Genomic DNA, 25014 nt, shown 5'->3' with positions numbered 1-25014 from the left:
AATAATATGAATTTCTTACAACAATACTATTTTTGGCTCAGCGTAGAGGATCTTAGCATCGATTCAAGTATTTGTCTACACTGCAAAATAAGTCCTCCTACCTAGACTCAGAGGACTCAAGTAACACTAAATTTACGAAAAATGGTCACCCGAACAGACCCTAGCTTTGCCATTTATAAAAAGCATACAACTCAACAAAACCCATTTCTATTTCAAGTAATGGGTTCGAGATTCTTTCCTACCTTACTTTCAAACAAGATTCCACCAATTGACTTATTTTGTTTTTGGTTATTCGCATCACCATTCTTGAACATATTAAATAATAAAAATGACTGCTCCCTCCAACTAAATAAACCAGAATGGAAACACTTATTTCTCTTATTAATAAAATCGCCTAATTTGTCTTCAAATGAGATCCACCAAGCCTCATCATATTTGCTTTTGCCAATCACCTTCATTCTTTGGCCAAGCTCTGCCCTATTATTTTTCAGAGTTGTATAAAAAGTCCCCAATGTCAGTTCCTTATCTTCGGAATCTTTTATTGCAATTCTATCTCTTCCTTTTCCCGCTACTTTAACCTTATAATCAGGGAAGATTTCTTTTAAACTCTTTGTAAAGCAATCCTTCATTTGCAATTCCATTACCTTGCAGAAAAGAATTGCACAGCATGACGCATCCAGCTGTTTATTCAATTGGTATACCGGCTCTAGCATGAAGAAAAGCTTCATAGCAAGAAGCAGGTTTTCTTTAACCTTTATTGGGAAACCATCCAAATCTTTCATATCGTTAAACCCAAATCTTTCAAGTTGCCCTTTAGATAAATCTGTTTTAAGAAACTCCTCTTTTAACCCTTTAATCAGTCCCGAAGTATCAACACTATAGTCAACAACACCATTTTCATCCTCTATTTCAATTACTGAAAACGCAGTTACTGACGGTAATCCTCTCGAAGCCTTAACTAAAGCATCCTTCATTTTTTGCTCAGGCAAATTATCTTCAAGAATTGACTTGATTTCCTTTATTGCCAAAGTATCAATTATTTCCTTTGACATCGTATCAATTATTTCCTTTGCCATGCTGATGCATGTAGAAGATTTCCAAGCATCTTCATCACCAATCACATATAGACGAAATTTAGCACGTGTGGCTGCAACATTTACGATGTTTTTATTTACCCACTGTATTGCACCTTTAGCGTCTTCGCTTGTATCGCAACCAAGAAGGAAAATAACCTCTTCCGCCTCTTTACCTTGGAAAGTATGAACTGTTCCAATCTTCTTTTGATTATAATCAAGAATATAGTCACTGTTAATCTTTGTTTTATTCCTATTCGTACGGCAATATTTTTCAATATAGTCCTTTATCCCAGAAACAACAGTTGTGAATGGACTAATAATATAAATACTTGGTTCAGGATTCTTAGAAAATGCTATCTCTAAAAGCTCACAGACCTTTTGTCCCTGAGTTTCAACAAAATGATTCTTTTTACCTTTCTCCGAACCCTTAACATTAATCCACTGCGATTTGTCATAGATGAATTTTTTTTCCTTTTCCAATCCAGGAAATCGTGTCTGCTGTTTCATAATACCGTTGTAAGATATCTCATTTGAAACATCATACATCGGTGAAATGCAACGTCTATGTACTAGCAAAGGACATCCGATCCATTCTGGATAATCAGTCCCGTTGTCTAAGTAGGTTCCAAAAGTATTTAAACGATCTGCAAATCCTTGTACAGAAAGAGACTTTTTCTTGTATGGCTTTAATGCCTCATCACTATAAGCTTTCTTCAGAAGAATCAAATCATCTGTGACAACTGGCTCAACCTGTTTAGGGTCTCCAACAATCACAGCACTACGGCTTCTATATAAAGCACCCAATGCCATTTGTGGCTGAGCTTGACCCGCCTCATCAACAACCAGCATTCCTATAACCCCAGGGTGCTTTACATCCCTTAAAAAAGTACCAACAGATGCGAATGTGGATGAAAGCACAGGTACTAATAAAAATAGGGTTTGGAATAAAGCTGGAATCAATCCCGCCTTATCTTCTTTATGGAAAATAATTCTTTCGTTTTCGTCTCCTGCTTTTAATCCCCAGTAATGAGACAAAGTAACAAAATTATCCCTGCAGTGATGAGTAGATACAACAAACTCCTTATTCATCCGCATGGCATAACCAAATAATTTTTCTCTTTCGCGATTATATCTTTCCGTGAACCATGGGTTTGAAACCTGTGCAATTGTTGATTCATCTACATCATTCGATAACAAATGTCTTACAAATTCTTCATCTATTATCAGACCTGTATCTACAGCATCTGCCCCTGCAAATTTAGCAATTTCAGACTCATACTCTTTCTTAACACTTTCGAATTCAGCATGGGCTTTGGCTATCTCTGACTCACAATCTACAATCTTCTTTTCTTCTGCAGAAATAGTTTTTATATTACTATTAATCTGCTCTTTTAGTTCATCATATTCTTGTTGTGTCTGATTATAAAGAGCTTCTGCATACTTGCAAGTTTCCGTAAGTTGTTTTATTTCTGAATCCAATGAACTCACTTGAACCCTCTGATTCTCAGCGTCTTTCTTATATTCATCGGCCAATTTCATTGCAGCTTCATATTTAGCCTTACTAAAAATTCTTATCCATACACCCACTGATTTTCTTGTAAATACTTCTTTTTCCAAAAATTCCGTTCTCTTTAAGTTAGCAGTTTTCAATTCTCTTTTTTTGTTGATGAGTTCCTCATCTACTTGACGAAACGCAGTTTTACAAGAAACTGCTTTTGTACGATGTTTTTCTTCTCTGGCAATTAATTCTGTTTTCCCTTGTTTTGCACTTTTAATTTTTGCCCTGCTTGCTGCAATTAAAGCATTACAGCTTTTAACAGTTTCATACTCCACTCGCTCTGCGGCTGCTTTCTGCGCAAATAAATTACCGGCCTTTCTAAGAGTATTCTGCATATCTCTTACAACTTTAAGCTGTTCTTCAAATTTCTTTTTTGAAGTCTTATATGAATTAACTCTATTTGGCGCCATCTCTCTATTTTGATAAAAGTCACGTCCCAATGGATTAAGCACATGATTGTAAAAATTACTTAGATTAGATTTCTTTCCTAATGGTGCCGCAATTAATCCCCATGCCTTATCATTACCTAGGAGATTCTGTGCATACTTTGTAAAATAGACATCCTTATAGGTCTCTTTTTGATGAGTAGTTTCAATAGCTCCCGATTTATCAGGATCAAAAAGTTTTCCAACCTCTACGAGCATATTCCTTAATTCTTCTGAATCATCATCTAACGGTTCCAAATCACCAACCATACTCTTAGGGAGTTCTTTAGAGATATTTTCAACAGCCGCATTATTACAAGATGTTACCAACATACTATAGTTATTAATCGCGTCATTTTTCAAACTATACCAATGCCGTGTGTATGTAGAATAAGCGTTTTCTTCTCTTTCTCCATGAATAAAATCATGCTGCACAAAAGCATCGTTAGGGTCATCATATTTTGATAATAAAATAGCTCTCTCTATAATATTACTTACAACGATTTCCTTAAGAAGTGTTGTCTTTCCAGTACCTGGAGGGCCATTTACAGAAAATACCTTGCCATTCACCTTATATAGATCAGAAGTACCTTTACCGATAGCCAAATTCACTGCCATTTGCTGCATAAACGCAGGCATAAATCTTGAAGGCCACTTTCCTAAAGGTGCATTTTCAACTGATAAGATTTCGTTAATCTGACTTAAATACTCCTGTTCTCCTTGCTTCTTTGGATCTACCAAATTAATTCGATTATTCTTGGCCATATCTTCGTCTTCTAATACAGTAACGTATTTTAGGATGTCATTTCCCATGTATCTATCTTTAACTAATGCCCCACTTCGCTCCCTCTCGATAACAAGCTTTATATCATCTGAATAATAATCATGATTTAATCCAAGATAGTTATCATCCTCTTTTTTCTTTTTGGTAGTCTCGTCTGCAAAGAGTTGATAACTAATACCATAAATCTCTTCATAGGCATTCTTATCATTTTCTTTATTCCGAATATTCCCTTTAATATATTTTTCCTCTACTTCTTCATATAAATCACGAAGCTTCTTAAGAGAAATGGCACTTGCGGAAAATGCCTGTAGTTTTTCTTCCTCATCAGCTTTCTGTTCAGAAGTATTTGTTTCCTGCTTTTTTCTCTCGTTATTGTTTGCGTTTGTTGTAGATTCTTTATCAAAGAACTTTTTCTCGAGTTTTTCCATTGCATCGTTATATAGTTTGTCATCCAGAGAATCGGAGATATTCCCCTTTGCATTTCTAATCTGATTAAGAGCCCAGATTATTGTTGATAAGGATAAGGAATGCTCTATATAGTTTCCATTCGGAGAAAGTTGTAAACTAACCCATGCAATCTTGTCCGTGCTTTTTTCTGGTCTATTTTCATCCCCTGGATCAAATGGTAACATCTTTGAAATGCACTCAATACACTTCTCCCTTTTTACCTTGCCTATATAAATGGTCAGATTTCCCCATTTTTTCATTCCACATGCATTGGCCTCTTTCGAAAGTACTTCATATAAGTCTTCCTTACCACTTAATGGTATAAAATTGGATATTGTTTTATTTATACTTGTTCCAAGGCGCACCTTTTCTTTGTGGCTCTCGATTCTTTTTTGTACATCCCGGCTTTCAGGATATGCATCCTGTGAAAGAAATTCTAATGCATACCAATAGTCTAATACTTTTTCAGCCAAATTATCCTTTCCCATATGTATCCTCCAAATCTTCTTCTTTCCAAGCCGACATACTACTGTCTTGTCATACTTCTATCTTCTTCCCATGGAAAAACTAGTCCCGCGTCGAGTTTATAATTTTTATGCTTTAATAAATCATGAATCTTTTGCCCTATCTCATTTCAGAGCCAATATATAAATAGCAGTCATTATGTCTCGTCCACCTTGCATTCCTCATATTTCATGTACCTTCTACGAAAGGTAAGCTGTTCTATCCCAGTTGCGACTTATTCCCAGTACTATTTTACAAAGCTAATTATATTTTAACATAAATACCCAATTCCAAGTTCATTTGGCTATCACAAACTCACTTTATTTGTTGCGCAGTTTCCGTCTAGTACGTAATATAAGAGTACTCCACGATCAAGCCCGATAAAGAAAGGCGCCTTCTTATTAAAGAATGGCGCCCTGTCTGTGGAATAACACTTAGATTTCCGGTTATTTTTGAGATATAAACTAAAAGACAGTAAGGGCTGTATGATTCCTTACTGTCTGCTCAATCGTTCAATCTCTGTTTCTACTTTGTAGACTCTTTTATTTAATACTTCAGTTTTTTTCATCGACATGATCAACAATTTTATCTGTATATTACCCTAAACTATCGACAAGATTCTTTTGTAATTTTTCTTGCCCAACTTCCAGCCTGTTCTGTCCTTGTTTCAATTCATTTATGTCTAAGCGCATTTCTTTTAGTTCATTCAAAATTTGTTTTAAGATTTCTTCCACAAATTCCTCCCCCGTCCAATTGTTCTTGATCCTATTATACCATCCATTAAATATCTATAAAGTATCACTAGTGTTGCATTAATTAAATTGCACTATTAAAAAATAACAATATTCACAAATCTTTATTTATGCAAAGAAAAAGTCCTTTATAATGGAGATGTTAGGTGGTGCGCCGTCCAAATCCTTATGTAAAATAACCGTTTACTTAAACTATTCTTTAGCTCAATTCAATTTTTTCTTCCTTGTAAATAAAGACTTTCTTTGCTACCTTTCCAACTGTTCTTGTAGAACCCAAATCTACTGCTCCACCTATAATTCCACCAGCAACAGGTACAATCTTAACTAAATTAACAGCCCCTTTTTCACCGAATTTCGTTAAAAGTCGAAATCCGACCTTTTGATTAATTTTGGTAATCACCGTTCCCGGTATTTTTTTAATAGCTGCGACTGCCACCTTTTTCCCTATATCAATTCCTGCTTGTTTTAGTATATCAACAGCACTATTCCCAGCAAGAGCAACATAAACCAATGTTCTCACCTGATCATCTTTGAGGTCATACCCACCCATCACAGCTATCGCAGCAACCATTCGCATTTGCACGTAAATGACGGAGCTAATATTAACTGGAATAGTTACAGGTAACGTTATTAAGCCTCCTAATCCTGTTAGAAAGCCTGATGTGGCTGCCTTTGTATTTTGATTCCTTATTAGAGCATCTACACTTTTTTGTACAGAAGAGTGTTTCCTTAAATAACTTTGTGCTAACTCATATATATCTGGAGTACCAGGTAATCCATTCAGTACTTTTTCATATGACCAATCTAATAATTGCATCATTTTCCCTTGAGTGAGTTCATTATTTCCCATAGCTATTTCCTCCATTACCCCAACGGTGATTTACATTATTCGCATACCCCAAAAAATTCTCAAAGTAAGAAAACCTCGTTGAGACATACACTGACATCTGTTAGTCAAAAGTAATTCACTATATTCTACCATATGAAAATACCTTTAACGCAACGTCTTTTTGCATAGTGTAGGTCAACTGCGAATTAGAGTTACTCCACAATTCGGCTCGTTTTCAGATAAGGAATCGCACTAAAAAGGCATGCAGTATGGTTCCATAAGTAAATAGTTGTTGTCCCTGCGTCACAAGACAATGCTCCGCTAGACTTCCTCGGGACAAGCCAGCACAAAGCTATTTCGAGAAACTGAACTATGACGGCATTTCAAGCAGTAGGCTGACTCGTGGATTGTCCGCGGAAAGCGAGCGATTTTCGCTTTAGTAAAAGCAACAAAGTTTGCGAAAACCGCCTTGTTAAAAAAGGAATGAGGGTGTAGCCCCTAAGGTTAGCCTTTTCTTGTTAATGATCTAAAATTTTTATTCAGTACTTCGGTTAATTGCGTCTTTCATTGAGATTTGGTTCAGTTTTCTCCGGTTTAGAAGAATGGATACAAAATAGGAAACAAGTAAAATGAATAGACCGATCCCTATATTTATTGCGTTTATTTTAACAGGAATTGACAAATTCATATCTGCCATAATCGAAGTCATCATCACAGACATTGAATAGGTGGTAAATGGAATACCAATTAGAAATCCAATGATCACAAAAATGAAATTATAATCGACCATCATTCTTTGAATACGCCTATCCTCATATCCGATTACTTTCAGTAAAGAGATTTTAAACGTGTTTTCTTCGATTAATAATGAAATTAAAATGTAAATAATAATTATCGCTATAATTGCCGCTACAATAGCAATCCCACATACCCCATATTTTAGCGGCTTTAAGATCTGTTCATATCCATCGATCGTTTCTTTAGTGTGGAGGGTCGAGGCGAGCTGACTGGGATCCACATTTAAGTTTTGATTGGCATAGACTTCCATATAAGACCCTATTGGATAATGATTTTTCTGATTAAAACGATCAAGCGGCATGTAAATCATATCTCCAAGATAGGAGTTGGCAATATACTCGATTTTTAACGAGAATGATTGATTATTCAACTGATTTTTAACATAAATCGTATCGCCTGCTTTAATTCCAATTTTATCCGCTAATGATTTGTTTATAATAACAGAATCAAAAGTTAAACGATGCCCTTTTAAATCTTTTAACTGAATCGCTGTATTCGTAGATTGGAGCCCTGTAATGGTTACGGATTGATCCTGTTTGTTCGTTATAGTAAAAGGTGCGGTAGAAGCGACTTGCCCATGTTTTGGAGGGATCGTTTGCAATTGATTATAGATGTATTCGTTCTGATAATGGTACACATTTTTAAAGTCTTGATTGATTAAATAACCGAATGAATCTTTCATAACAAATCCTATTAAAAGTAAGAGTGTCGCAAAAACGACCCCTACAGTTAAAAAGGTCACTCGTGGGATGTTCCTCAGGATCTCACGAATGATAAATTTTATTGAAAATGGCATTCGTTTGCTCACAAGGGATTTTTCTAGTCGATTCACCTTTGTTTTAATCTCACCACCTTTCATTAATAAAACAGGTGGCTTATTCAAAACACGATGGATTAAAAGATAGGTTAACGGTACAAAGAAAATGAGTGGTAAGAATAAGCTAACCAAGAGATAGCTTAGATGAGGATTAATCGTAAGGACGGGTAAATTATAAAACGAAGCGTAAACAGAAAGTAAAACTGGGAGGCAAAACCATCCTAGAATGGTCCCAACAATACTACCTGCTAATGCTAAAACAATCGAATAAGATAGATAATGTCGAAGAATTTCAAATTTGGTAAAACCTAACGCATAGAGTGTCCCGACTTGAACATATTCCTTCTTAATCATGCGCCAAAGCAGAATTAGAATAATGACAATGGTAATGAGCAAAATACCGATTGGGAATGTTTCTCCCATTTCTTTAATCCCAGAAATATCGCCTTTTATAAAAGAAATACGGTTATTATCCTTTCTATCGATCCATTGAACAACGTGGTTATCGTTATTCAACTCTTTTTTAAGTGCCGCCTTGTCTGTTCCGTTAAGCCGGATACTATAGTACGGATGCTCATTTGGCAAATTATTTAAAACGGCTTCTTTTACCACTCCAATTCCAAAAACCTTTGGATTTTTAAAATATCCCGAAACAGACTGAAGCGGATAAATATAATCAGGGACAGCCATCGTTCCTGTAATAGTAAAGGTTTCTCCACCCAGAGTTAAATAATCGCCTATTTTATAATGATGGGATTTCGCAAAGCCTGGATCCAGAAGAATATCATGGTTATTTTGAAGAGGTGTTCCTTTCGTCACTTCATAGTGATCTATTGTTTTGGTCGCATTAATTAAACGGATGGTCGTATTTTGGCCCAAGCGAAGATCGACAGAATGACGTGGTTCAATGGTCACCCCATACTTTTTCTCAATCTCAGTTAAATTTTGGATTGGTTTTTGCACAATAAAGCTCGCGTCTTCTACATGGTGAGATGTGAAAAATTGATTCAAATTGTCAATTAAATTTGCACCCGCAACTGTACACGAGTAGAAGAGTGTGGAACTTATGACAACAAGAACCCACGCGGATAAGTACTGGGCTTTTTTTTCTAAAATCGTTCGAAAAAGTTTATTACCCAATGTCATTACCACTCAATCCTTTCCGGGTCCAGCTTCTCTTTATTTACATGATCCGTCTCGACACGACCATCCTTGAGAGTAATCACACGGTCTGCCATCTGACTAATCGCTTGATTGTGGGTTATGATAAGGATTGTCGTGTTATAGATTTCATTTATCTTTTTGATTAAGGAAAGGATATCTTTGGAGGTCATTGAATCAAGAGCACCTGTTGGTTCGTCACACAATAGTAGTCTTGGGTTTTTAACAATCGCACGCGCAATGGAAACCCGTTGCTGTTGTCCACCACTTAATTCCCTTGGGAAACGATTATCCATTCCCTCAAGTCCAACCGCTTTGATCATGTCTTTAATCGATAGCGGGGTTTCACTAATTTTAGCTGCGAGTTCAATATTTTCGTATACCGTTAGATTTGGAATCAGGTTATACATTTGAAAAACAAAGCCAACCACATTACGTCTGTACGCCACTAGTTGTTTTGAATTCATTTTAGTGAGCAACTGATCTTCTACCCAAATCTCACCGTGATCAATCCGATCTATCCCGCCAATAGCGTTCAATAATGTGGACTTTCCTGAACCAGAAGGTCCAAGAATGACCACGATTTCACCCTTTTTAATAGCCAAGTTGACATTGGTTAAAGCTTGAAACTCGGTCTTCCCGCTTTTATACACTTTGTTAATAGTTTGTGCAATTAAAACCATCTAACCCCTCCCCATTGTTATGACTCGTTTAATTTCCCTAAAAAAATAAATTGTATATGATGCTCGATCTGACTTAATAATTGTTCATAGGTCATGTCATCATCATAAATAAAAAACAACGCCAACATTATCATGGAGCCATACAAAGACTGACTCGCCATTTTGCTGTCAACAGGTATTCTAAAACAAAAAGAATGTTCTTTTATAATGGTTTCCACCCATGAGATGACTTCCTGGTCAAATCCAAATAAGCCCTGTCGCAGAGTGATCATCTCTTCGGTTTCTTCTGTCATGACATGCAGAATTTCCCTCCAAAATCTTTTAGGGTACATTTCAAAAAACACCATAGCACCCTTCATTATCTCCAAAAGAAGCTCCACAACATTTCCACTATTCAAATCAACACTTTGCTCACTCCTTTCTCTCATATGTTCCATGTCCTCCGAAAAAACGGCAAATAAAAGAACGCCTTTAGAAGCATAATAGTTATAAATGGTTCCTACCCCTACTTGGGCTTCGCTTGCTATTTCGGAAATTGTGGTCTGTTGAAAACCCTTTCCTGAAAAGAGATGACGAGCAGCGCGAATTATTTTTTTTTGATTTTCGAGTTTCCTTTTTTCTCTAAGATTACTCACAAGCTTCATCCTCTTAAAAAAATGAACGCATTCATATATGAATGCGTTCATTTTATATTTCCAAACCCAATCTGTCAACTTCACATTCTAGCCGATTGTTGAAATGACATTTAACTAAACTTCTTTAAGTCCATTCATTCCTAAAAAGAAGTCTTATCCTTAATTGAGTAACCAGTGATAATAAAAATAAGCGGAAATTTTCCGGTTAGATACAGAATGGAGCTCGTTTCGGGGGGATATAAGGGGAGATTTTCCGTCTATTCAAAGCAAAATTACCCATTTCACCGTTCTTTTGAGTCAATAGCCGGAATTCCTCCGTCTATTTTGGCTCTTTTCAATGCTATTTACTAAATAGGGGAAATTTCTCCGTCTATTTTTATTGGATCGGGTGATTAACTTGATCCCCTACCCGATAAGAGCGAACCCTCACATTTCCAGATGCGGGAATCAGCATCTTTTTATCGACTAATCGAGAAATTACCTTTTTTACCGTTTTGTCACTTAACTTCAAATACTTCTCGACTTCTTTAGGGAATATGGCTTCTCCCTTCCGGATCGCTAACCGAAGCACTTCCTTTTCGACAAAGGACAATGATGTATGATCCAGTTCATCCCCCAACCATCGGCCAATCACTTGCTGAACAATCTGTTGACAACGGCGAGGCTTCTCTTTAACTTGATCATATGAAAAACGAATCACGGTCCATCCGTCAATCACCAGCTGGTTTTGACGTTCCAGGTTGTCGGTAAATTGCCATCTGCTTATGTTCTTTAAGTGAGGGCCGTACCCATCGATTTCAAGGCAAATCCGAATCGCGGGACGAATATAAGCAAAATCCAAATATCGTTTGCCATCTTTGAAATCATCGACTTCATATTCTGGATGAAGATACTGAAAATGGTGAAATAAAGGCCACCACACTTGCTTCAAAAACAAAACTTCAGCTTGTTGATGTCCCTCTTGTAAGCGCCGCAGTCGTTCACCGGTTCTTGCCTGCAAGTGGGCATCTATAAAGGCTTGGTATTCTTCTTCAAATCCCATAGCATCCCTCTCCTACCAAATAATTTTGTCGCTAGTACACTTTAGAACGATTAGGAATAAAACTTAACCAAATAAATTTGATAATAGAAACTGTTTTGTACATCTAAAGGAATTGAAAATGAATGAGGATTAATGCGTGTGAAATATAGAGGGTTAATGCAACTGAATAGGAGATCGTAAAGACTTGCAGTGTAGATCATATAACATTCAAATTTGGGGATAGAACTATTTTTAGTTTAAAAGATTTCCTAAATTTGTCAACCTGTTATTTTGATAGTTCAATAACACATTCTTTCATCAAGAAAAACGATACTATTCTAGACGCCCCAACTTAAGGAGAGGCATTTGGGTAAAATCCTCAGTTACTTATGATACGGTTCACCCTAACGGCTATGAGGCAAAATTTTTAGGGCACCCGAGGAAGGGTACCCTAAGTGAACGGTCAAAGTCGTATCAATGACAGAGTTTTGAGGTTTCTAGTCTCTCAGCTGAATCTCATAATCTGTAACAACCTTACCATCGTACTGAATAATTTGGCCATTTTGATTTTTATCAGACAGGATAATGTCCGTACTCATTTGCCCGGCGGCTTCGGGAGACTTGACGAATCCGCCGTGGACACCCGCTTCCATGCCGTTCAAGTCGGTTGCAACAGCGCCAGGCATGATACCGAAAATTTGGCGATGGCTGCCCATTTTTTCGAACTCGTAAGCGTAGGTCAGTGTCATCACATTGAGTGCTGCTTTGCTCGTAATATAAGCGAGCGGGTGCCAAAAGTCGGTCGGCGAAATCGGGACGGTGATGTTGACGATTTTCGCGTTGACTGTAAGAGCTGTCAGCAGATTTTTCATGAGTTCATGGGTGCCGAGGAAATTCGTTTCCATCGTCGTGCGTAGATCCTCAGTTGTATAGTCAAAGGTATGCTTTGCGAGGTCGAGCGCCGCGCGCCCAGGCTTGATACTATCAGGAATTCCAGCATTATTGACCAAAATATCGAGCGAGCTAACCTTTTTAGCCGCTGCGTGTAAGCTGTCTAAATCATTCAAATCAATCTTGATGAACGTCGCTGATAGGCCTTCTGCGGCAAATTTTTCGACTGCTGCCTGCCCGCGGGCTTCATCACGCGCCCCAACGAGAATGTCATAGCCCCGCTTTCCAAGACTTCGAGCGATTTCGAAACCGATTCCTTTATTTGCGCCAGTGACAAGTGCTTTCATAGTTAATGAGCTCCTTTTCGTATTTTATTTAGATACAAACAGGTAATAACTATCGACAAGATCATCAGCATTCTCTATAACGCCTCAAATCCTCTGATACGATGTGTCAGGCTCATTATAGGACTTAAACCACAGTTGAAGTCAAGCTCCATATTTTGTGCTATAAACATTTTTAAACAACACCGATAATCGTGTTCAAAGCCTTCTTAATGTTTAATCTTACGAAGATAGATGTTACCTCCAGACAAATGATAACGACACATTCGTCAAAATTTCATACGGCGCCCCAAATGGAAGGCTCGCTCAAGCTTTTCTTTCAACTTCTTCCGTTGAACCGTTTGATGGCCTCCTCAGTCACTGGTTCGAAGAGGTTGACTAAGTTTCCGTCGGGATCACGGAACAACATGGCACGGTTCCCCCATGGCATCATGGTCGGTTCCTTTACCCACTCATCTACAAACGGTTTCAAGCGCTCGTATTCGGCATCGATATTATGGACACGGAACTCAATAATGACGGAGTGATTGTCGGCCGCCACTGCGGAACCAGTCCCAAACAGCGGCACCGTCTGCGAATGACCGATCGCAAGGGTACACGATGGCACAACGAGTTCGGCAAAGACAGGCGCAGGACGTTCTGCCGAAACACCCATAACTTTTTCATAGAAATTGACAAGACGATCCACGTCGTCGGTAATAATACGTACAGAAGCAAAATTCACAGATACCATCCTTTCTATAATAAACGATACACTATCTTATCCAATATTTTGGGTCGGAACCAGCGAAGCTTCCGTAGAGGCCCGATTTACTTGATTCCTCGACCATGCTTGATGCCTGGCTGTTGCTCAATTCATCCAATTGAAATTAATTGGTCCGTTTCCTCCAACCGATGCAAGACCTACTTTGCATTATCTCTCACCCCTTTATGTTTACTTACTCCGATTATAAAATGACGCTACTGACACCAGTATGTCAGTAGCGTTTTAAGATTTTTTGAGCTTCCTCACTAATCCGACTTCTGAATGATTCAGGCTCCAAAACAATCGCATCGGCTCCCCAACTAAGGACCCATTGCAGCACTTCGTCCAAGTGACGAACACGTAAGACCACAATAAGTCCATCTTGATGCTCTGCCATTTCCTCTATGTAATGATAGCTCGATTCCTTTACCTTATCAGCGACCTCATGGTTAAATCGAAGGCGGACATGTAAGTGTCTATCATCCAGCGGGGTATACTCGCTTAAGTTAAACTGTATCGGGAATTCAAATCGTTGCCTCAACTCGATCAATTCTGTCATTCGGGACAAGCGAAAATGACGAATTTCTTGGCGCAAATCACACCGGGCTACGAGCATCCATGATCCTTCAACTAACACCAATCCATAGGGAGCAACAGTACGAACACTATGTCGTTCCCCTTCAGAATCTGCAAGTCCTTTTGTATAATGAAAGCCGATTTTTCTCTCATCTAATATCGCTCGACGTATCTTTTCTAGATAGTCTTTTTCTTTTGACTGAGTAACCGGTTTATCAGAAATGAGCAAACGCATTGCTTTACGTACACGAGAGGTTTCATTGAGAACACTCTCTGGTAAAATGGCCTCAATTTTGCTCCGAGCATCTTGAGCTTTGATGCGATAATCATCATCAAATCGTTGTTCGATAAAGTCCGTTCCAATCAGCAAACTCACGACTTCTGGAACCGTGAAACTAATTGGAGGCAGGAAATAGCCTTCCATAAGAGAATAGCCTGTCCCAGGGGCCCCTATTATCGGAACACCCGCTTCACACAATGCCTCGATGTCACGGTAGATCGTTCGCACACTAGTTTCAAATTGGCTCGCCAAATCTACGGCCCGTACAACGTCTTTACGTTGTAACCTCAGCACGATCGCTAACAAACGGTCTGTTTTGTTCATTGATTCTCCCCTTAAATGTTCATTGTAAAATAAACATACCACATCTTAATTGAGAAGATGATTTTATGAATCTAGAGTTGTTTGACATTGACGTGTATTGGCATCTATGTGGGAATCGCTAATAATAATTGAAGGCTTCTATTGTCGTTTTTCCGTTAACGGTCCCGATTGTGAAAACCTCTTTACTTTAAGGGACGTTCTTTTATAAACGAAATGACTTGTTTCGTCATGTTGGGCAGATACGAAAAAACGATCACTTAGAATGCAATCGTCTCTTAGATCGGATCATTTATAACCAAATCCTCGGACTGTTTATGTGTTAATCAATTTTTTTAGGACAAACTTTAATTAGAGTTCATTTAGATTTGGAGTTCTTATAATGACGAATAGTCAAGAAATCATTCAAAAAATTGATAACGTGTCTGACAAGCTAAACCAAAATGTTTACCAAGTGAATGACATTTGGGTTCATGACGTTGTTTTTACCTGGAGATGGTGGATCGGGTTGCTCCTCACGATAATGCCTTGGATTTTATGGATTTTCTTTAGAAAAAAAGAAAGTACAGATCGATTTCTTTATATCGCATTTATTATTATTCTTCTCTGTGTCTTACTCGATGTTACGGGTGACCAATATGGAATATGGCGTTATAGATTTAATTTAGTTCCTATTGTACCAACCTATTTCCCATGGGATTTTACTTTAATGCCTGTTACGATCATTTCGCTCATGCAATTCCAACCAAAATTAAGCCCTATTATAAAAGCAATCGTATTTTCCTTAGGGACATCCTTTATTGGAGAACCACTATTTCAATGGATAGATGTTTACGAACCAATACATTGGAAATACGAGTATTCTGTACCTATCCAATTTTGCATCTACCTTTTATGCCATTGGATTTATCAAAAAAGATTCTACGTGGAAAAATAAGGGAGTGAATATTAGTCTCTATTGCTCTGCTTAATGAATAATGACAATATAGATCCTGATCCCCTAACAGGATAGCCCATGTCATCAAATAGCCCTTTCCATATATAACAAACATTTGCCCCTTACATTCAGCTTCTTAAGTTCATATGATGAAGTATCCAGAACAAAAGGAGTTGAAAAAAATGGGATACGGAGCTATGGGCGGCGGCCAATGCTGTTACGGTGGCGGCGGCGGTATGGGCGCAGGATTTGCGCTAATCGTTGTTCTATTCATTTTGTTGATTATCGTAGGGACTGCCTACGTTTATTAATTAGTTTTATTTAGGGTAGACCATTTATCCACCCTTCTCAAAATAGCGTCCTCCACCGGGGCGCTATTTTATTGTGTATTTTAGGTCTTTTAATCAGAAACATCACTTTTTTGTAGAAATCTGCCGAATTATAATTGTTTTTTTATTTTCGGAAAAGATAGTAATATTTAAGATATAAATTTAATGCATGTTTAATTCAGAAAATAGCAAACCTCTCTAAAGAGTGGGACGCAAAGCTACAGGTCTAAAGTTTTTAACTAAGATGGCTGTGCTACCTGAGGTATTTTTAATATTTTTGGAGGAAAGCCATGTCTGAAATCAAAGAAAGCAATTTAGATAAAGAGTGGGTTAAATTAATGCTCCTCGCGAAAGAAATCGGTTTATCTATAGCAGAAGTCAGAGACTATCTAAATAAAAAATCAAAATTATAAATGCGTAATAGGAGTCTACTGGGAATTAGAGTTACCCATAGCCGCCCTGTTACAAAATAGTTTAATTGAGTACTTACTTTATGTAACCAGCCTCTATTAGTTAGTTTTGTGCTAGATGTTGGTCAGATTACATCAAAGACACCGCTCTAGCTTTTTAATGGTTCTTAATTTTTGAATATGAGAGACTGTTCCCTGCTTTCTCCAAAAGGCCTTTCAAATTCACTTATACAGTTGACATTTTGGATATAAATAATCCATTTGGTCATTTTACTTTGAAAACAGTATTGTAACTTTTTTCTCTGTGTGAACAGTGCTAAAATCTTAAATACGGTTATTTCGATTAAAGAAAATCTTTAGTTAAAATAACCGTATTTTTTTATCTTATTAAACAAGTCTAGTAAAACTAGATTCATATTCCGCCACCAATTTTCGTTATAATTAAGCTTGTGATAAGGCAGCTTTTCAAGAATTTATCTCAGCAACCCCCCCTATATATTTTTGCTTTTTTCAAATCTGGGCAAGCATTAAAAAGACACCTTTCCTAATTTGGAAATGCGCCATGGTGATTATCATTTATCTCTTGCTGTAGCGTTGTACTGCGCAGTAAGGGATACAGTTTAAATAACATCATTCTTCAAAGCTCTCTTCTCTCTTCACTTGAACAAGCTAAAATGAATTTAGAAACATATTTTGTACTTTCTCTTTAATTCTCTAGTATAGAAACGGAATAATTCTCCAAGTCTTGGACATATATTGTTTGTATTGTTCACCAAATAGTGTCACAAGAGCTCTCTCTTCAATTTTTATACGATACGAATAAGCAAGAAAAAATAAAATGATATTTATAATAATGGCAACGTAGGAAGAAGAAGATAAAGCAAATCCTAAAAATGTCAAAAATGACCCTAAATAACCAGGATTACGAATATATTTGTATAAACCACTTTGAATTAACTTATGTTCGCCCTGCATTCCGACATTCCTACTGTAAAATCTACCCAATTGTTTCATTGAAGAATATCTAATCCATACTCCAATTAATCCAACGATAACACCAGAAAACAACAACGAATTATATTTATTTGCTGTAAAGGAATACATAAATTTTGGAATGGTTATCATCAATCCTAAAGCTACTCCAATATAAAAACTAGAGCCACGATTTTGTTTTTCTTCTTTAACAGGTTTTCTTCTATTAAATTCTAATAGGAAATATAGAACAATAGGCAAATATCCAACAAAGGCCATAATTTCTTCACCTTTCATTTATAAAAGCATTCAACCTAACTCATGTTTTTATCAATAAGGTCACGCAGTTTAGATATACCTTCAGTAATGATTAATTGCTCTTCTTTTTTCGCTGACTTTACTTTTGAAAGCAAAGGCCCATAATAATCTGGAATTAACTTTTTAATGTAGTCCTTAACTTGTTCTGAAATGTAAATACGTGTGTATCTCCTATCCGATTTGTCAGTTTTTCGTTCCACTAAGTTTTGTTTTTCTAAACGGTCTACTATCCCAGAAACTGTACTATGTGTTAGTCCTACCTTTTTGCTCAGTTCCTTCATAGTTAGACCATTACAATCCACTAGTGAATCAAGCACCATTAGCTGTGGGCCTGTAATCTTACTTTTAGCTATTTCTTTATCTATATCTTGCTGTAAAGTTTTATGGATTGCTTGTAGATTTTCCGCGAAATTGCTCCAATTAATTTCATTTTGCAAAATATATCACCTCTAAAAATAAGTCGTGATACGACGCGTCGCAACGCAACTTATTATAATGATTTAATCTATAATTGTCAAAACAAGGTTATTGTATTTTTTCACAAATTTTAAAAGAGCGCATATCCAATTTTGGAATGCACCAGATTGTTGAATTTCCTTTTGTAAAATGAACAGTATGGGTCTACTGCGAAATCGAGTTACTCCACAATCTGGCTCGTTTTTAGACAAGGGCTCGTACTAAAAATGTAGTTCAGATATACATCAACTTCAATAATTAGGTTGTCAAAACGATGTTTTCATTAACAATACAAGGTTTTAAATGGAAACAGCCTGTCATCCCTTGGACAACTTTGGTCATTCACTGATAAAAAGACTAGTTAATCAGCCCTTCGATACATAGAAAATCGAAGACAAACATCACCGTTTTTAATTCTTTGATCGAGTCTGTGCGTCTACAAGATGAGCTCTGTCGCAAGCTTCCTCGGGACAAGCTAGCACGAAGTAAAAAGTGATAGGATTTTCATGTGAGCATTCCTGCTTGGGGGGTGGATCAGGACTTGACCCTAAAAGAAAGCGAGTCAATTTCTACTTCAAAAGAAAAAGTGGAACGCAAGAACCGTCCCCGCATTCCAAAAAAGCGAAACGCAAGAACCGTCCCCGCGTTTCCCATTAGTCCAAATTAGGTCACGCTTAGGACAAACGCCTTTCCGCGATCTCCACAAGTACATAGTATGTATTAACTCTTTAAAAAAAGGGGGGATTGTTAATGGCATACGGTGGAGGCGGTATGGGTGCAGGATTTGCACTTATCGTTGTATTATTCATCCTTTTAATTATCGTTGGTACTGCTTACGTTTACTAACAGTTGATTTTAAGAAAAGGTCACTTAACCCTCAACCAAAGTGACCTTATTCTAAGATTGAGGAGGGAAAAGATGGGACCCGAATATTATCGTAACTTAATAGAAAGAGAACATATGAATAAGCCTGTAAATATTCGTCTCCACGACGGTTCAATGCATCAAGGTATCGTTCGTCGAGTTGATAACACTCACGTTCACCTTGAACCTATTGATGGTGCAGGTGGAGTTAACGGATTAGACGGACCTGGTGTATATGCTTGGGGGTTTGGTTTTGGTTTTCCAATTGCGCTTGCTTCTATAGCAGCTATCGGTGCGTTAAGTTGGCTGTGGTGGTAAAAAACGAGACGGATAAACAATAAGAATTTAAGGGGTCACTAATGCTGTTCAATTATTCCCGTGACCTTTACATATTCTGGTATCTGACTATATTTACTTATACTTCTTTAACATTGATCCGTGCGGTCTTTGCTCATGTAAGGATGGCCGTTATACGATATAGCCTATCATGATCAGAAATCAGCATCTAATATCTTTACCTTTTAAAAAAACAAATTTCTTTTGAAGTCCACTAGTATACCCTCCATCCATTTCAAACAATGTTACCCACTCCATAAACAATCATCTCCTAGGCTCTTATTAAACAATGCTACCTAGTTAGCTTAAAACATTCTTTCAAAAAGTCATCTGAATTCGAAGTTCTTGACTGCGCAGTATCGGTCTACTCCGCCTTATTGTCGAATTGTTCATTAATCAGATCTCCTCGTACTTTTCATCGAGTCCAAACAAATTTAGACTAAAAAAAATATTCAAAGCAATAATAAAACTAGATAAAATCACTTACTTTTGGGGTGAATATTCTGAGTACATCGAGAATGGATAAATCATTTCAAGATTTTCACAAAGCATACATACATCGGGTTGCTTCTTGGAAAGCAGAAGTTCTATATACTTGGCAATGGTGGCTTGGAATGTCTCTTACTCTTATCCCCTGGATATTTTGGATAATAGTTAGAAAAAAGGACAGTACAGGAAGATTATTATATGTTGGCGTGTTTGTTAGCCTTGTCTCAGTTACTTTAGACAACATAGGCGTGCAACTTTCCTTATGGGATTATGTCAAACCAGTTACTCCTGCTATTCCATCCTATTTACCCTATGATTTTTCCCTCATGCCAGTCACTATAATGTTATTAATTCAATTTACTTATAAAGTTAATCACTGGCTAATTGGGCTAATATATGCATTAATTACATCTTTTATAGGAGAACCAATTTTTAAATGGATGGGAATTTATGATCCCGTAAATTGGAAGCACATATACTCTGTTCCTTTCTATTTGTTAATTTACGTTTCTGCGTATAAATTAGCTTTTATTAAAACGTTTAACAGTATAAACAAGGAATCTAATCAATAACTCTTTGAAATTTATGCGTTTAACGGTTTCGTCATTAAATCAACATAAATATTGTATATTATCTACTGTCGCCTGGACACGTCAGTAGTACCCAGCCTCTCTCTTTTGTAATGGCGTCGATTAAGGCGCCATTACGTTTTTTTATAAAAAGGGATCCTCCAAATCCTCCTGCTATTCATAACTTTTCTTAATGCGCAGTAACAGTCTACTGCGAATTAGAGTCACTCCACAATCCAGCTCGTTTTCAGATGAAGGCATCGTCCTAAAAAGGGATAGGAATTTCATGGAGAGAATTCAAGTTGTGGGGTGGTGCGGAGCTTCCCCTAAAGAAAGCGAGGCGATTTCTAATTTCAAAAGAAAAAATGGAACGCGAGAACCGTCCCCGTGTTCCAAAAAAGCGAAACGAGGGGACGGTTCTCGCGTTTCAACCCCGCGTTTCGCGATAAGTTCAGCCGCCGATGTATCTGTTGTAGAGTGATTTGGCTTTTGTGATGTCTTTTGTTCCGTGGATAAGGACTCTTCCGTCTTTAAATAGGACGAGACGGTGCTTATCTATTGTAAATTGGATCAAGTAGGGATTGATGTTGATGTTTTCTGCTACTGATTTGAGTTGGTTGGCTAGTTGGTCCAGATCGAGATTCAGGAGTTTCGGTGGTCGTATTTGAACCGTGTCGCGGCCGCATAATACGGCTGTTTTAGAATGATGGTCCTCATTAAGGTACGGATAAGATCGGGATTCGCCGCATGATGGGCAATCCCTCTTCTTCATTGAGGAGACGTCAATAGAAGCCTGTTCATTCTTCCATATATCAAAATAATAGAGGGTTCCTCGAAGGGACTCGTAATCTCCAACTAGAAGTTTGAACGCTTCAGAGAGTTGATTCGCTGTGACAATTTGAACCGCTGGGCTAATAATTCCCACTGTATCACAGGTTTCTCCGGCCATTGGCAGGGCTCCTAACAAGCAAGTGAGACAAGGCGTTCTGCCCGGCAGAAACGTATACGTTAATCCGTAGCTGCCCGTACAGGCCCCGTAGATCCATGGGAGGCTGTAGTTCTGGGCGGCATCATTTAACAGCATCCGAGTTTCAAAATTATCGGTGGCATCGATCATTAAATCGACAGGGGGAATGTACGTCTCCATTTCTTGCACCCCGAGCTCTGCCACGATCCCTCGTACAGAAACATCGGAATTAAGCTGTTTCAAGCGTTTTTCAGCCGCAATCGCTTTTGGCATTTGGATCCTCGCATCTTCTTCTGTATATAAGTGTTGTCTTTGAAGATTACTCCACTCGACATAATCTCGATCGATTATCGTGAGTTTGCCTAGCCCTGCGCGAACCAGTCCTTCCGAAAGATGGGTGCCTAAAGCCCCTGCCCCTACGACTAAAACATGAGCTTGCTTAAGTTTCTCTTGGCCCTTTTCTCCAATAGGAGCAAAAAGGGTTTGCCTAGAATAGCGATCATTCATCAAAGAGGACTCAACCCCTCAGTTGGACTGCTTGCACTTGCGAATTTCTTCTTTGGAATCCGTCCAGCTTCAAATCCATACCGCCCCGCCTCAATGGCCAGCTTCATCGCCAGTGCCATCTTCACAGGATCTTTGGCACCAGAAACTGCTGTATTTAATAGCACGCCATCTGCCCCAAGCTCCATTGCCCGTGCCGCATCTGCGGGTGAACCTATTCCTGCATCCACAATCACAGGGACTTCGGCTTGTTCGATAATAAAAGAGAGGTTAGTGGGGTTCAAGATTCCTTGACCGGACCCAATTGGTGACGCACCTGGCATCACCGCATGAACGCCAAGAGCTTGAAGTCTTCTAGCAAGGACCACATCATCCGATATATAAGGAAGGACAATAAATCCTTCATCTAGTAGCATTTGACAAGCTTTATATGTTTCAATAGGATCGGGCAATAATGTCTTTGAATCCCCAATCACCTCAACCTTAACCATATCACACAACCCAGACGCCTTGGCGAGCTTGGCAATTCTCACCGCTTCCTCGGCGGTCGCTGCCCCCGCCGTATTTGGGAGGAGCTTATAGTTGTCAAGATCGATCATTTCAAGAAAATTAGGTTGGTTCGCTTCAAAAATATTCATACGCCTGACCGCGAACGTTAAGATCTCCGTTTCAGAAATGTTCACCGCTTCTTTTTGGAGATGAAAATCAGAATATTTTCCGGTACCCAGTAATAAACGAGATTGGAACTGATAGTTTGCTATCTTTAGCATGTTCAACCGCCTCCTACAAAATGAACAATTTCAACACGATCACCATCGGTTAAGTTTTGTTCGGCTTGCTTTCCCTTTTCAATAATTTCATGGTTAACTTCAACAACCGTGACTTTGTTCTCAAGGCCTAAGTGACTTAGTAAATCAGAGACTTTGGAAACCGTTTCCGGCAAGGCTAATAGTCTTCCATTAATGGTTAATTTCAAAGGATAACCTCCTGACTTTTATTGCGGGTTAATTTAAAATCAGTTAAATCAACTGACGGCGTATTTCCAAGTATTAAATCAGCCATACTTTTTCCCGTAATAGGACTTAGTAAAATGCCGTTTCTGGAATGCCCGACCGCAAAAAATAAGTGGTTTAACTCAGGATGTTCCCCTAAATAAGGATAACCATCCGGGGTCATCGGTCGTATACCTGACCAAAAGCGATCCAATGTGGCCGTCCCAATTAATGGGAGAAGTGTTTTCACTTTATTCATAAGCTGCGAAAGGCCTTCAACCGATACCGATTTATCAAACGTATGCGGCTCCATAGTGGCTCCTATGATCAGTTCGCCCCCTTTTTTAGGGACCATATAGCACCCTTTTGTAAAGACCGTCCGTTTAAGAAGCGGGACATTTGTTTGAACAGAAAAGGCTTCTCCCTTAACAGGAAAATAAGCGTTCTTCTCATTCATTCCCTCTGGTAACCATTTCCTACTCCACGCCCCTGTTGCTACTACAATGGATTGACCATAAAAATCACCTGTTGGAGTCCGGACGCCATTTACAGTTCCGTCTTGAATAAGCAAGGTTTGCACCTCGCAAAATTCTCGGATGACCGCCCCAAAAGCAGCGGCGGCTTTAGCAAAGCCTTGTGTGAGCTGAGGAGCCGATACATGTCCTTCCTCTGGAAAATAGAGCGCTCCGTGAATGTTGTTAGAAAGCGAGGGTTCGAGCTCTAAGACCTCTTCAGGCTCTAGCCAAACTGCCTTTTCTCCAATAGACGTTTGCCAGTCTGCGATTTTCTTATAATGGATGACTTGTTCACGCGTTTCAGCGATCTTTAATTGACCATTCCATATCAATTCAATATCTATATGCGTGACCTCTCGGATCTCGGAGGCAATGGCAGGAAACAGGGCGCGGCTTTTCTTGGCGAGTTCAAAAAGAGAATTCGGATCGTCTAATTCCGCCTGCACACCAAGCATTCCAGCGGCTGCACTCGACGCTTCGGACCCAATTTTGTTTTTTTCCAAAAGCAATACCTTTTTCCCTTGCTTTGCCAAATGATAGGCTATCGAACAGCCATTCACGCCACCACCGATAATAATCGAATCAAATGGTTCTGGTATCATTGAATCGACTCCTTTCCTTTAACTTTTCTTGGTAAAGATGAACAGCTTTCACGGGATCCTGAGCTCCCATGACACCTGACATAACCGCTATTCCAGAGATGTTTAATTCAATGAGTTCTGGAACATGCTCAAGTCGTATTCCCCCTAATGCGATGACAGGGATGGTCACGGCATGCACGAGCTCCTCCAACTGAGAGATTCCTCTCCCCTTAAGGCCCGGTTTACACGTGGTTTCATAGATATTTCCAAACAACAAGAAATCCGCTCCGCTTTTTTGATAGAAAAGGGCTTCAGATAAGTTATGTACAGAAGCCCCTATTTTTAAGAAAGGGAACGCCCTCTTAATATCCAATGGGTTGTGGGCAAAGTTTGCGGGAAGCTGGACGCCTCCGAGCCTATACTCGCCCGCCATTTGAAAATGGCGATTAAGAATGAGCTTTTCCCTTGGAATACCATGATGTAGAAGGTGCTCAACCCAGTGCCTTATTTCGTCTTCAGAACGATCCTTTTCTCGAATATGGAGCGATGTGATAAAGGGCGTGATGTCCCGGGCGATTGAGGTGACCTCATCTAAATTCAACTTACCATTTGTAATCGCGTGTAACTCTTTTGTCATGGATGTCCCCCTTCCCATTTGACGAAGCAGGCGATTGGTTTTAATCTCGACATGATAGGATGACCTAATTTGGGGTGAGGGATAGGGAAGGACTAACGGCTCGACCCGTTGCTGATTGAATCGATCGGTTTTCCTCAATCAAAAAAATCCCTCCTTTCTTTTTTTGAAGACGAGATCGGTCACTGACCGTGTAGTGGATAATCAAAGTAAAAAAGCTGAATCCATAAATAAATGGACCCAGCTTGAAATGTAAGAAGTCGATGGCAACTTTGACTTTTACTTAACTAACTTCCCTACGCTGGCATGATCCAGATCAGGTCCAAAGAGTCAAGAAACTTCATCGCGTTTCTTTCTCAGCCCAGCTTATTGGACTCCCCTAGTTAATAACTTATTCAGTTAATTTAATTGTAAATCAAATCCACTCGAGAGGGAAGAGTTATTTTGAAAATTAGTAAAAGGGTGCCATTTCACTCATAAAAGAAGGAGAACTG

At 38.6% G+C, this 25014-nt stretch carries 23 protein-coding genes and 2 riboswitches; of the genes, 6 read left to right on the top strand and 17 right to left on the bottom strand.

Annotated features, from left to right (window positions below; genetic code table 11):
* Positions 1-212 precede the first annotated feature (212 nt).
* The 10 genes from PU629_RS03000 to PU629_RS02955 all read right to left on the bottom strand — a co-directional run bounded on the left by PU629_RS03000 (position 213) and on the right by PU629_RS02955 (position 14650).
* A complete protein-coding gene (locus PU629_RS03000) occupies positions 213-4778 on the bottom strand; it encodes a DEAD/DEAH box helicase (RefSeq protein WP_275282790.1) in 4566 nt (1521 codons plus the stop codon).
* Positions 4779-5390: 612 nt separating this feature from the next.
* Complete coding sequence (locus PU629_RS02995; RefSeq protein ID WP_275282789.1) at positions 5391-5528, bottom strand: hypothetical protein; 138 nt, start codon at positions 5526-5528, stop codon at positions 5391-5393.
* Positions 5529-5745: 217 nt separating this feature from the next.
* Positions 5746-6396, bottom strand: a complete 651-nt coding sequence (locus PU629_RS02990; RefSeq protein WP_275282788.1) for an EcsC family protein — start codon at positions 6394-6396, stop codon at positions 5746-5748.
* 514 nt (positions 6397-6910) lie between these two features.
* Entirely contained in the window at positions 6911-9136 is a 2226-nt protein-coding gene (locus PU629_RS02985) for an FtsX-like permease family protein (RefSeq protein ID WP_275282787.1), read from the bottom strand.
* Positions 9136-9834 carry an ABC transporter ATP-binding protein gene (locus PU629_RS02980; protein WP_275282786.1) on the bottom strand — a complete coding sequence of 233 codons (699 nt, stop codon included), beginning with the start codon at positions 9832-9834 and terminating at the stop codon, positions 9136-9138. Before PU629_RS02980 ends, PU629_RS02985 begins: the two co-directional genes overlap by 1 nt.
* Positions 9835-9851: 17 nt before the next feature.
* A complete protein-coding gene (locus tag PU629_RS02975; RefSeq protein WP_275282785.1) occupies positions 9852-10469 on the bottom strand; it encodes a TetR/AcrR family transcriptional regulator in 618 nt (205 codons plus the stop codon).
* A gap of 376 nt (positions 10470-10845) precedes the next feature.
* Entirely contained in the window at positions 10846-11511 is a 666-nt protein-coding gene (locus PU629_RS02970) for a DNA-binding response regulator (protein ID WP_275282784.1), read from the bottom strand.
* Between the two features lie 476 nt (positions 11512-11987).
* Positions 11988-12728 (bottom strand): SDR family NAD(P)-dependent oxidoreductase, encoded by a 741-nt coding sequence (locus PU629_RS02965; protein WP_275282783.1) that lies wholly within the window; start codon positions 12726-12728, stop codon positions 11988-11990.
* Positions 12729-13044: 316 nt separating this feature from the next.
* Positions 13045-13449, bottom strand: coding sequence for a VOC family protein (locus tag PU629_RS02960; RefSeq protein WP_275282782.1), 405 nt, complete (start codon positions 13447-13449; stop codon positions 13045-13047).
* Between the two features lie 253 nt (positions 13450-13702).
* Complete coding sequence (locus tag PU629_RS02955; protein ID WP_275282781.1) at positions 13703-14650, bottom strand: helix-turn-helix transcriptional regulator; 948 nt, start codon at positions 14648-14650, stop codon at positions 13703-13705.
* Positions 14651-15029: 379 nt separating this feature from the next.
* Here PU629_RS02955 and PU629_RS02950 point away from each other — a divergent pair, with 379 nt between their 5' ends.
* The 3 genes from PU629_RS02950 (at position 15030) to PU629_RS02940 (ending at position 16326) form a co-directional block, all read left to right on the top strand.
* On the top strand, positions 15030-15584 hold the full coding sequence (locus tag PU629_RS02950) for a CBO0543 family protein (RefSeq protein WP_275282780.1): 555 nt from the start codon (positions 15030-15032) through the stop codon (positions 15582-15584).
* A gap of 182 nt (positions 15585-15766) precedes the next feature.
* Positions 15767-15895: a YjcZ family sporulation protein gene (locus PU629_RS02945; RefSeq protein ID WP_275282779.1), complete on the top strand. Its 129-nt coding sequence runs from the start codon at positions 15767-15769 to the stop codon at positions 15893-15895.
* Positions 15896-16090: 195 nt separating this feature from the next.
* Positions 16091-16174, top strand: a riboswitch (cyclic di-GMP riboswitch).
* A 29-nt stretch (positions 16175-16203) separates the two neighbouring features.
* Positions 16204-16326, top strand: coding sequence for an anti-repressor SinI family protein (locus PU629_RS02940; protein ID WP_275282778.1), 123 nt, complete (start codon positions 16204-16206; stop codon positions 16324-16326).
* A gap of 711 nt (positions 16327-17037) precedes the next feature.
* On the opposite strand, the gene PU629_RS02935 is transcribed toward PU629_RS02940, so the two are convergent.
* Both PU629_RS02935 and PU629_RS02930 read right to left on the bottom strand, forming a co-directional pair.
* A complete protein-coding gene (locus PU629_RS02935; protein ID WP_275282777.1) occupies positions 17038-17592 on the bottom strand; it encodes a methyltransferase family protein in 555 nt (184 codons plus the stop codon).
* Between the two features lie 17 nt (positions 17593-17609).
* On the bottom strand, positions 17610-18050 hold the full coding sequence (locus tag PU629_RS02930) for a MarR family winged helix-turn-helix transcriptional regulator (RefSeq protein ID WP_275282776.1): 441 nt from the start codon (positions 18048-18050) through the stop codon (positions 17610-17612).
* 769 nt (positions 18051-18819) lie between these two features.
* Between PU629_RS02930 and PU629_RS02925 the strand changes: the two genes are divergently transcribed.
* The 3 genes from PU629_RS02925 to PU629_RS02915 all read left to right on the top strand — a co-directional run bounded on the left by PU629_RS02925 (position 18820) and on the right by PU629_RS02915 (position 20330).
* Entirely contained in the window at positions 18820-18915 is a 96-nt protein-coding gene (locus tag PU629_RS02925) for a YjcZ family sporulation protein (RefSeq protein WP_275282775.1), read from the top strand.
* A 72-nt stretch (positions 18916-18987) separates the two neighbouring features.
* Positions 18988-19251, top strand: coding sequence for an LSm family protein (locus PU629_RS02920; RefSeq protein ID WP_275282774.1), 264 nt, complete (start codon positions 18988-18990; stop codon positions 19249-19251).
* Between the two features lie 536 nt (positions 19252-19787).
* Positions 19788-20330, top strand: a complete 543-nt coding sequence (locus PU629_RS02915; RefSeq protein WP_275282773.1) for a CBO0543 family protein — start codon at positions 19788-19790, stop codon at positions 20328-20330.
* Positions 20331-20778: 448 nt separating this feature from the next.
* On the opposite strand, the gene PU629_RS02910 is transcribed toward PU629_RS02915, so the two are convergent.
* From PU629_RS02910 to PU629_RS02890, 5 genes are read right to left on the bottom strand one after another with little or no spacing between them, the layout of a single operon-like run.
* Positions 20779-21801 carry a thiazole biosynthesis adenylyltransferase ThiF gene (locus PU629_RS02910; RefSeq protein WP_275284343.1) on the bottom strand — a complete coding sequence of 341 codons (1023 nt, stop codon included), beginning with the start codon at positions 21799-21801 and terminating at the stop codon, positions 20779-20781.
* The gene (locus PU629_RS02905) at positions 21801-22568 is read right to left on the bottom strand and encodes a thiazole synthase (RefSeq protein ID WP_275282772.1); all 768 of its coding nucleotides are present in this window, start codon (positions 22566-22568) and stop codon (positions 21801-21803) included. The genes PU629_RS02910 and PU629_RS02905 overlap by 1 nt, the downstream gene beginning before the upstream one ends.
* Positions 22569-22570: 2 nt before the next feature.
* Positions 22571-22774 (bottom strand): sulfur carrier protein ThiS, encoded by a 204-nt coding sequence (gene thiS, locus PU629_RS02900; RefSeq protein WP_275282771.1) that lies wholly within the window; start codon positions 22772-22774, stop codon positions 22571-22573.
* Entirely contained in the window at positions 22771-23907 is a 1137-nt protein-coding gene (gene thiO / locus PU629_RS02895) for a glycine oxidase ThiO (protein WP_275282770.1), read from the bottom strand. Before thiO ends, thiS begins: the two co-directional genes overlap by 4 nt.
* Positions 23888-24523 (bottom strand): thiamine phosphate synthase, encoded by a 636-nt coding sequence (locus tag PU629_RS02890; RefSeq protein WP_275282769.1) that lies wholly within the window; start codon positions 24521-24523, stop codon positions 23888-23890. Before PU629_RS02890 ends, thiO begins: the two co-directional genes overlap by 20 nt.
* A gap of 273 nt (positions 24524-24796) precedes the next feature.
* A riboswitch (TPP riboswitch) is annotated at positions 24797-24911 on the bottom strand.
* Between the last annotated feature and the right edge of the window lie 103 nt (positions 24912-25014).

Source organism: Pullulanibacillus sp. KACC 23026, assembly GCF_029094525.1.
In the GTDB taxonomy this organism is placed as follows: domain Bacteria; phylum Bacillota; class Bacilli; order Bacillales; family Sporolactobacillaceae; genus KACC-23026.
This window is presented reverse-complemented; position numbering and strand designations above follow the sequence as displayed.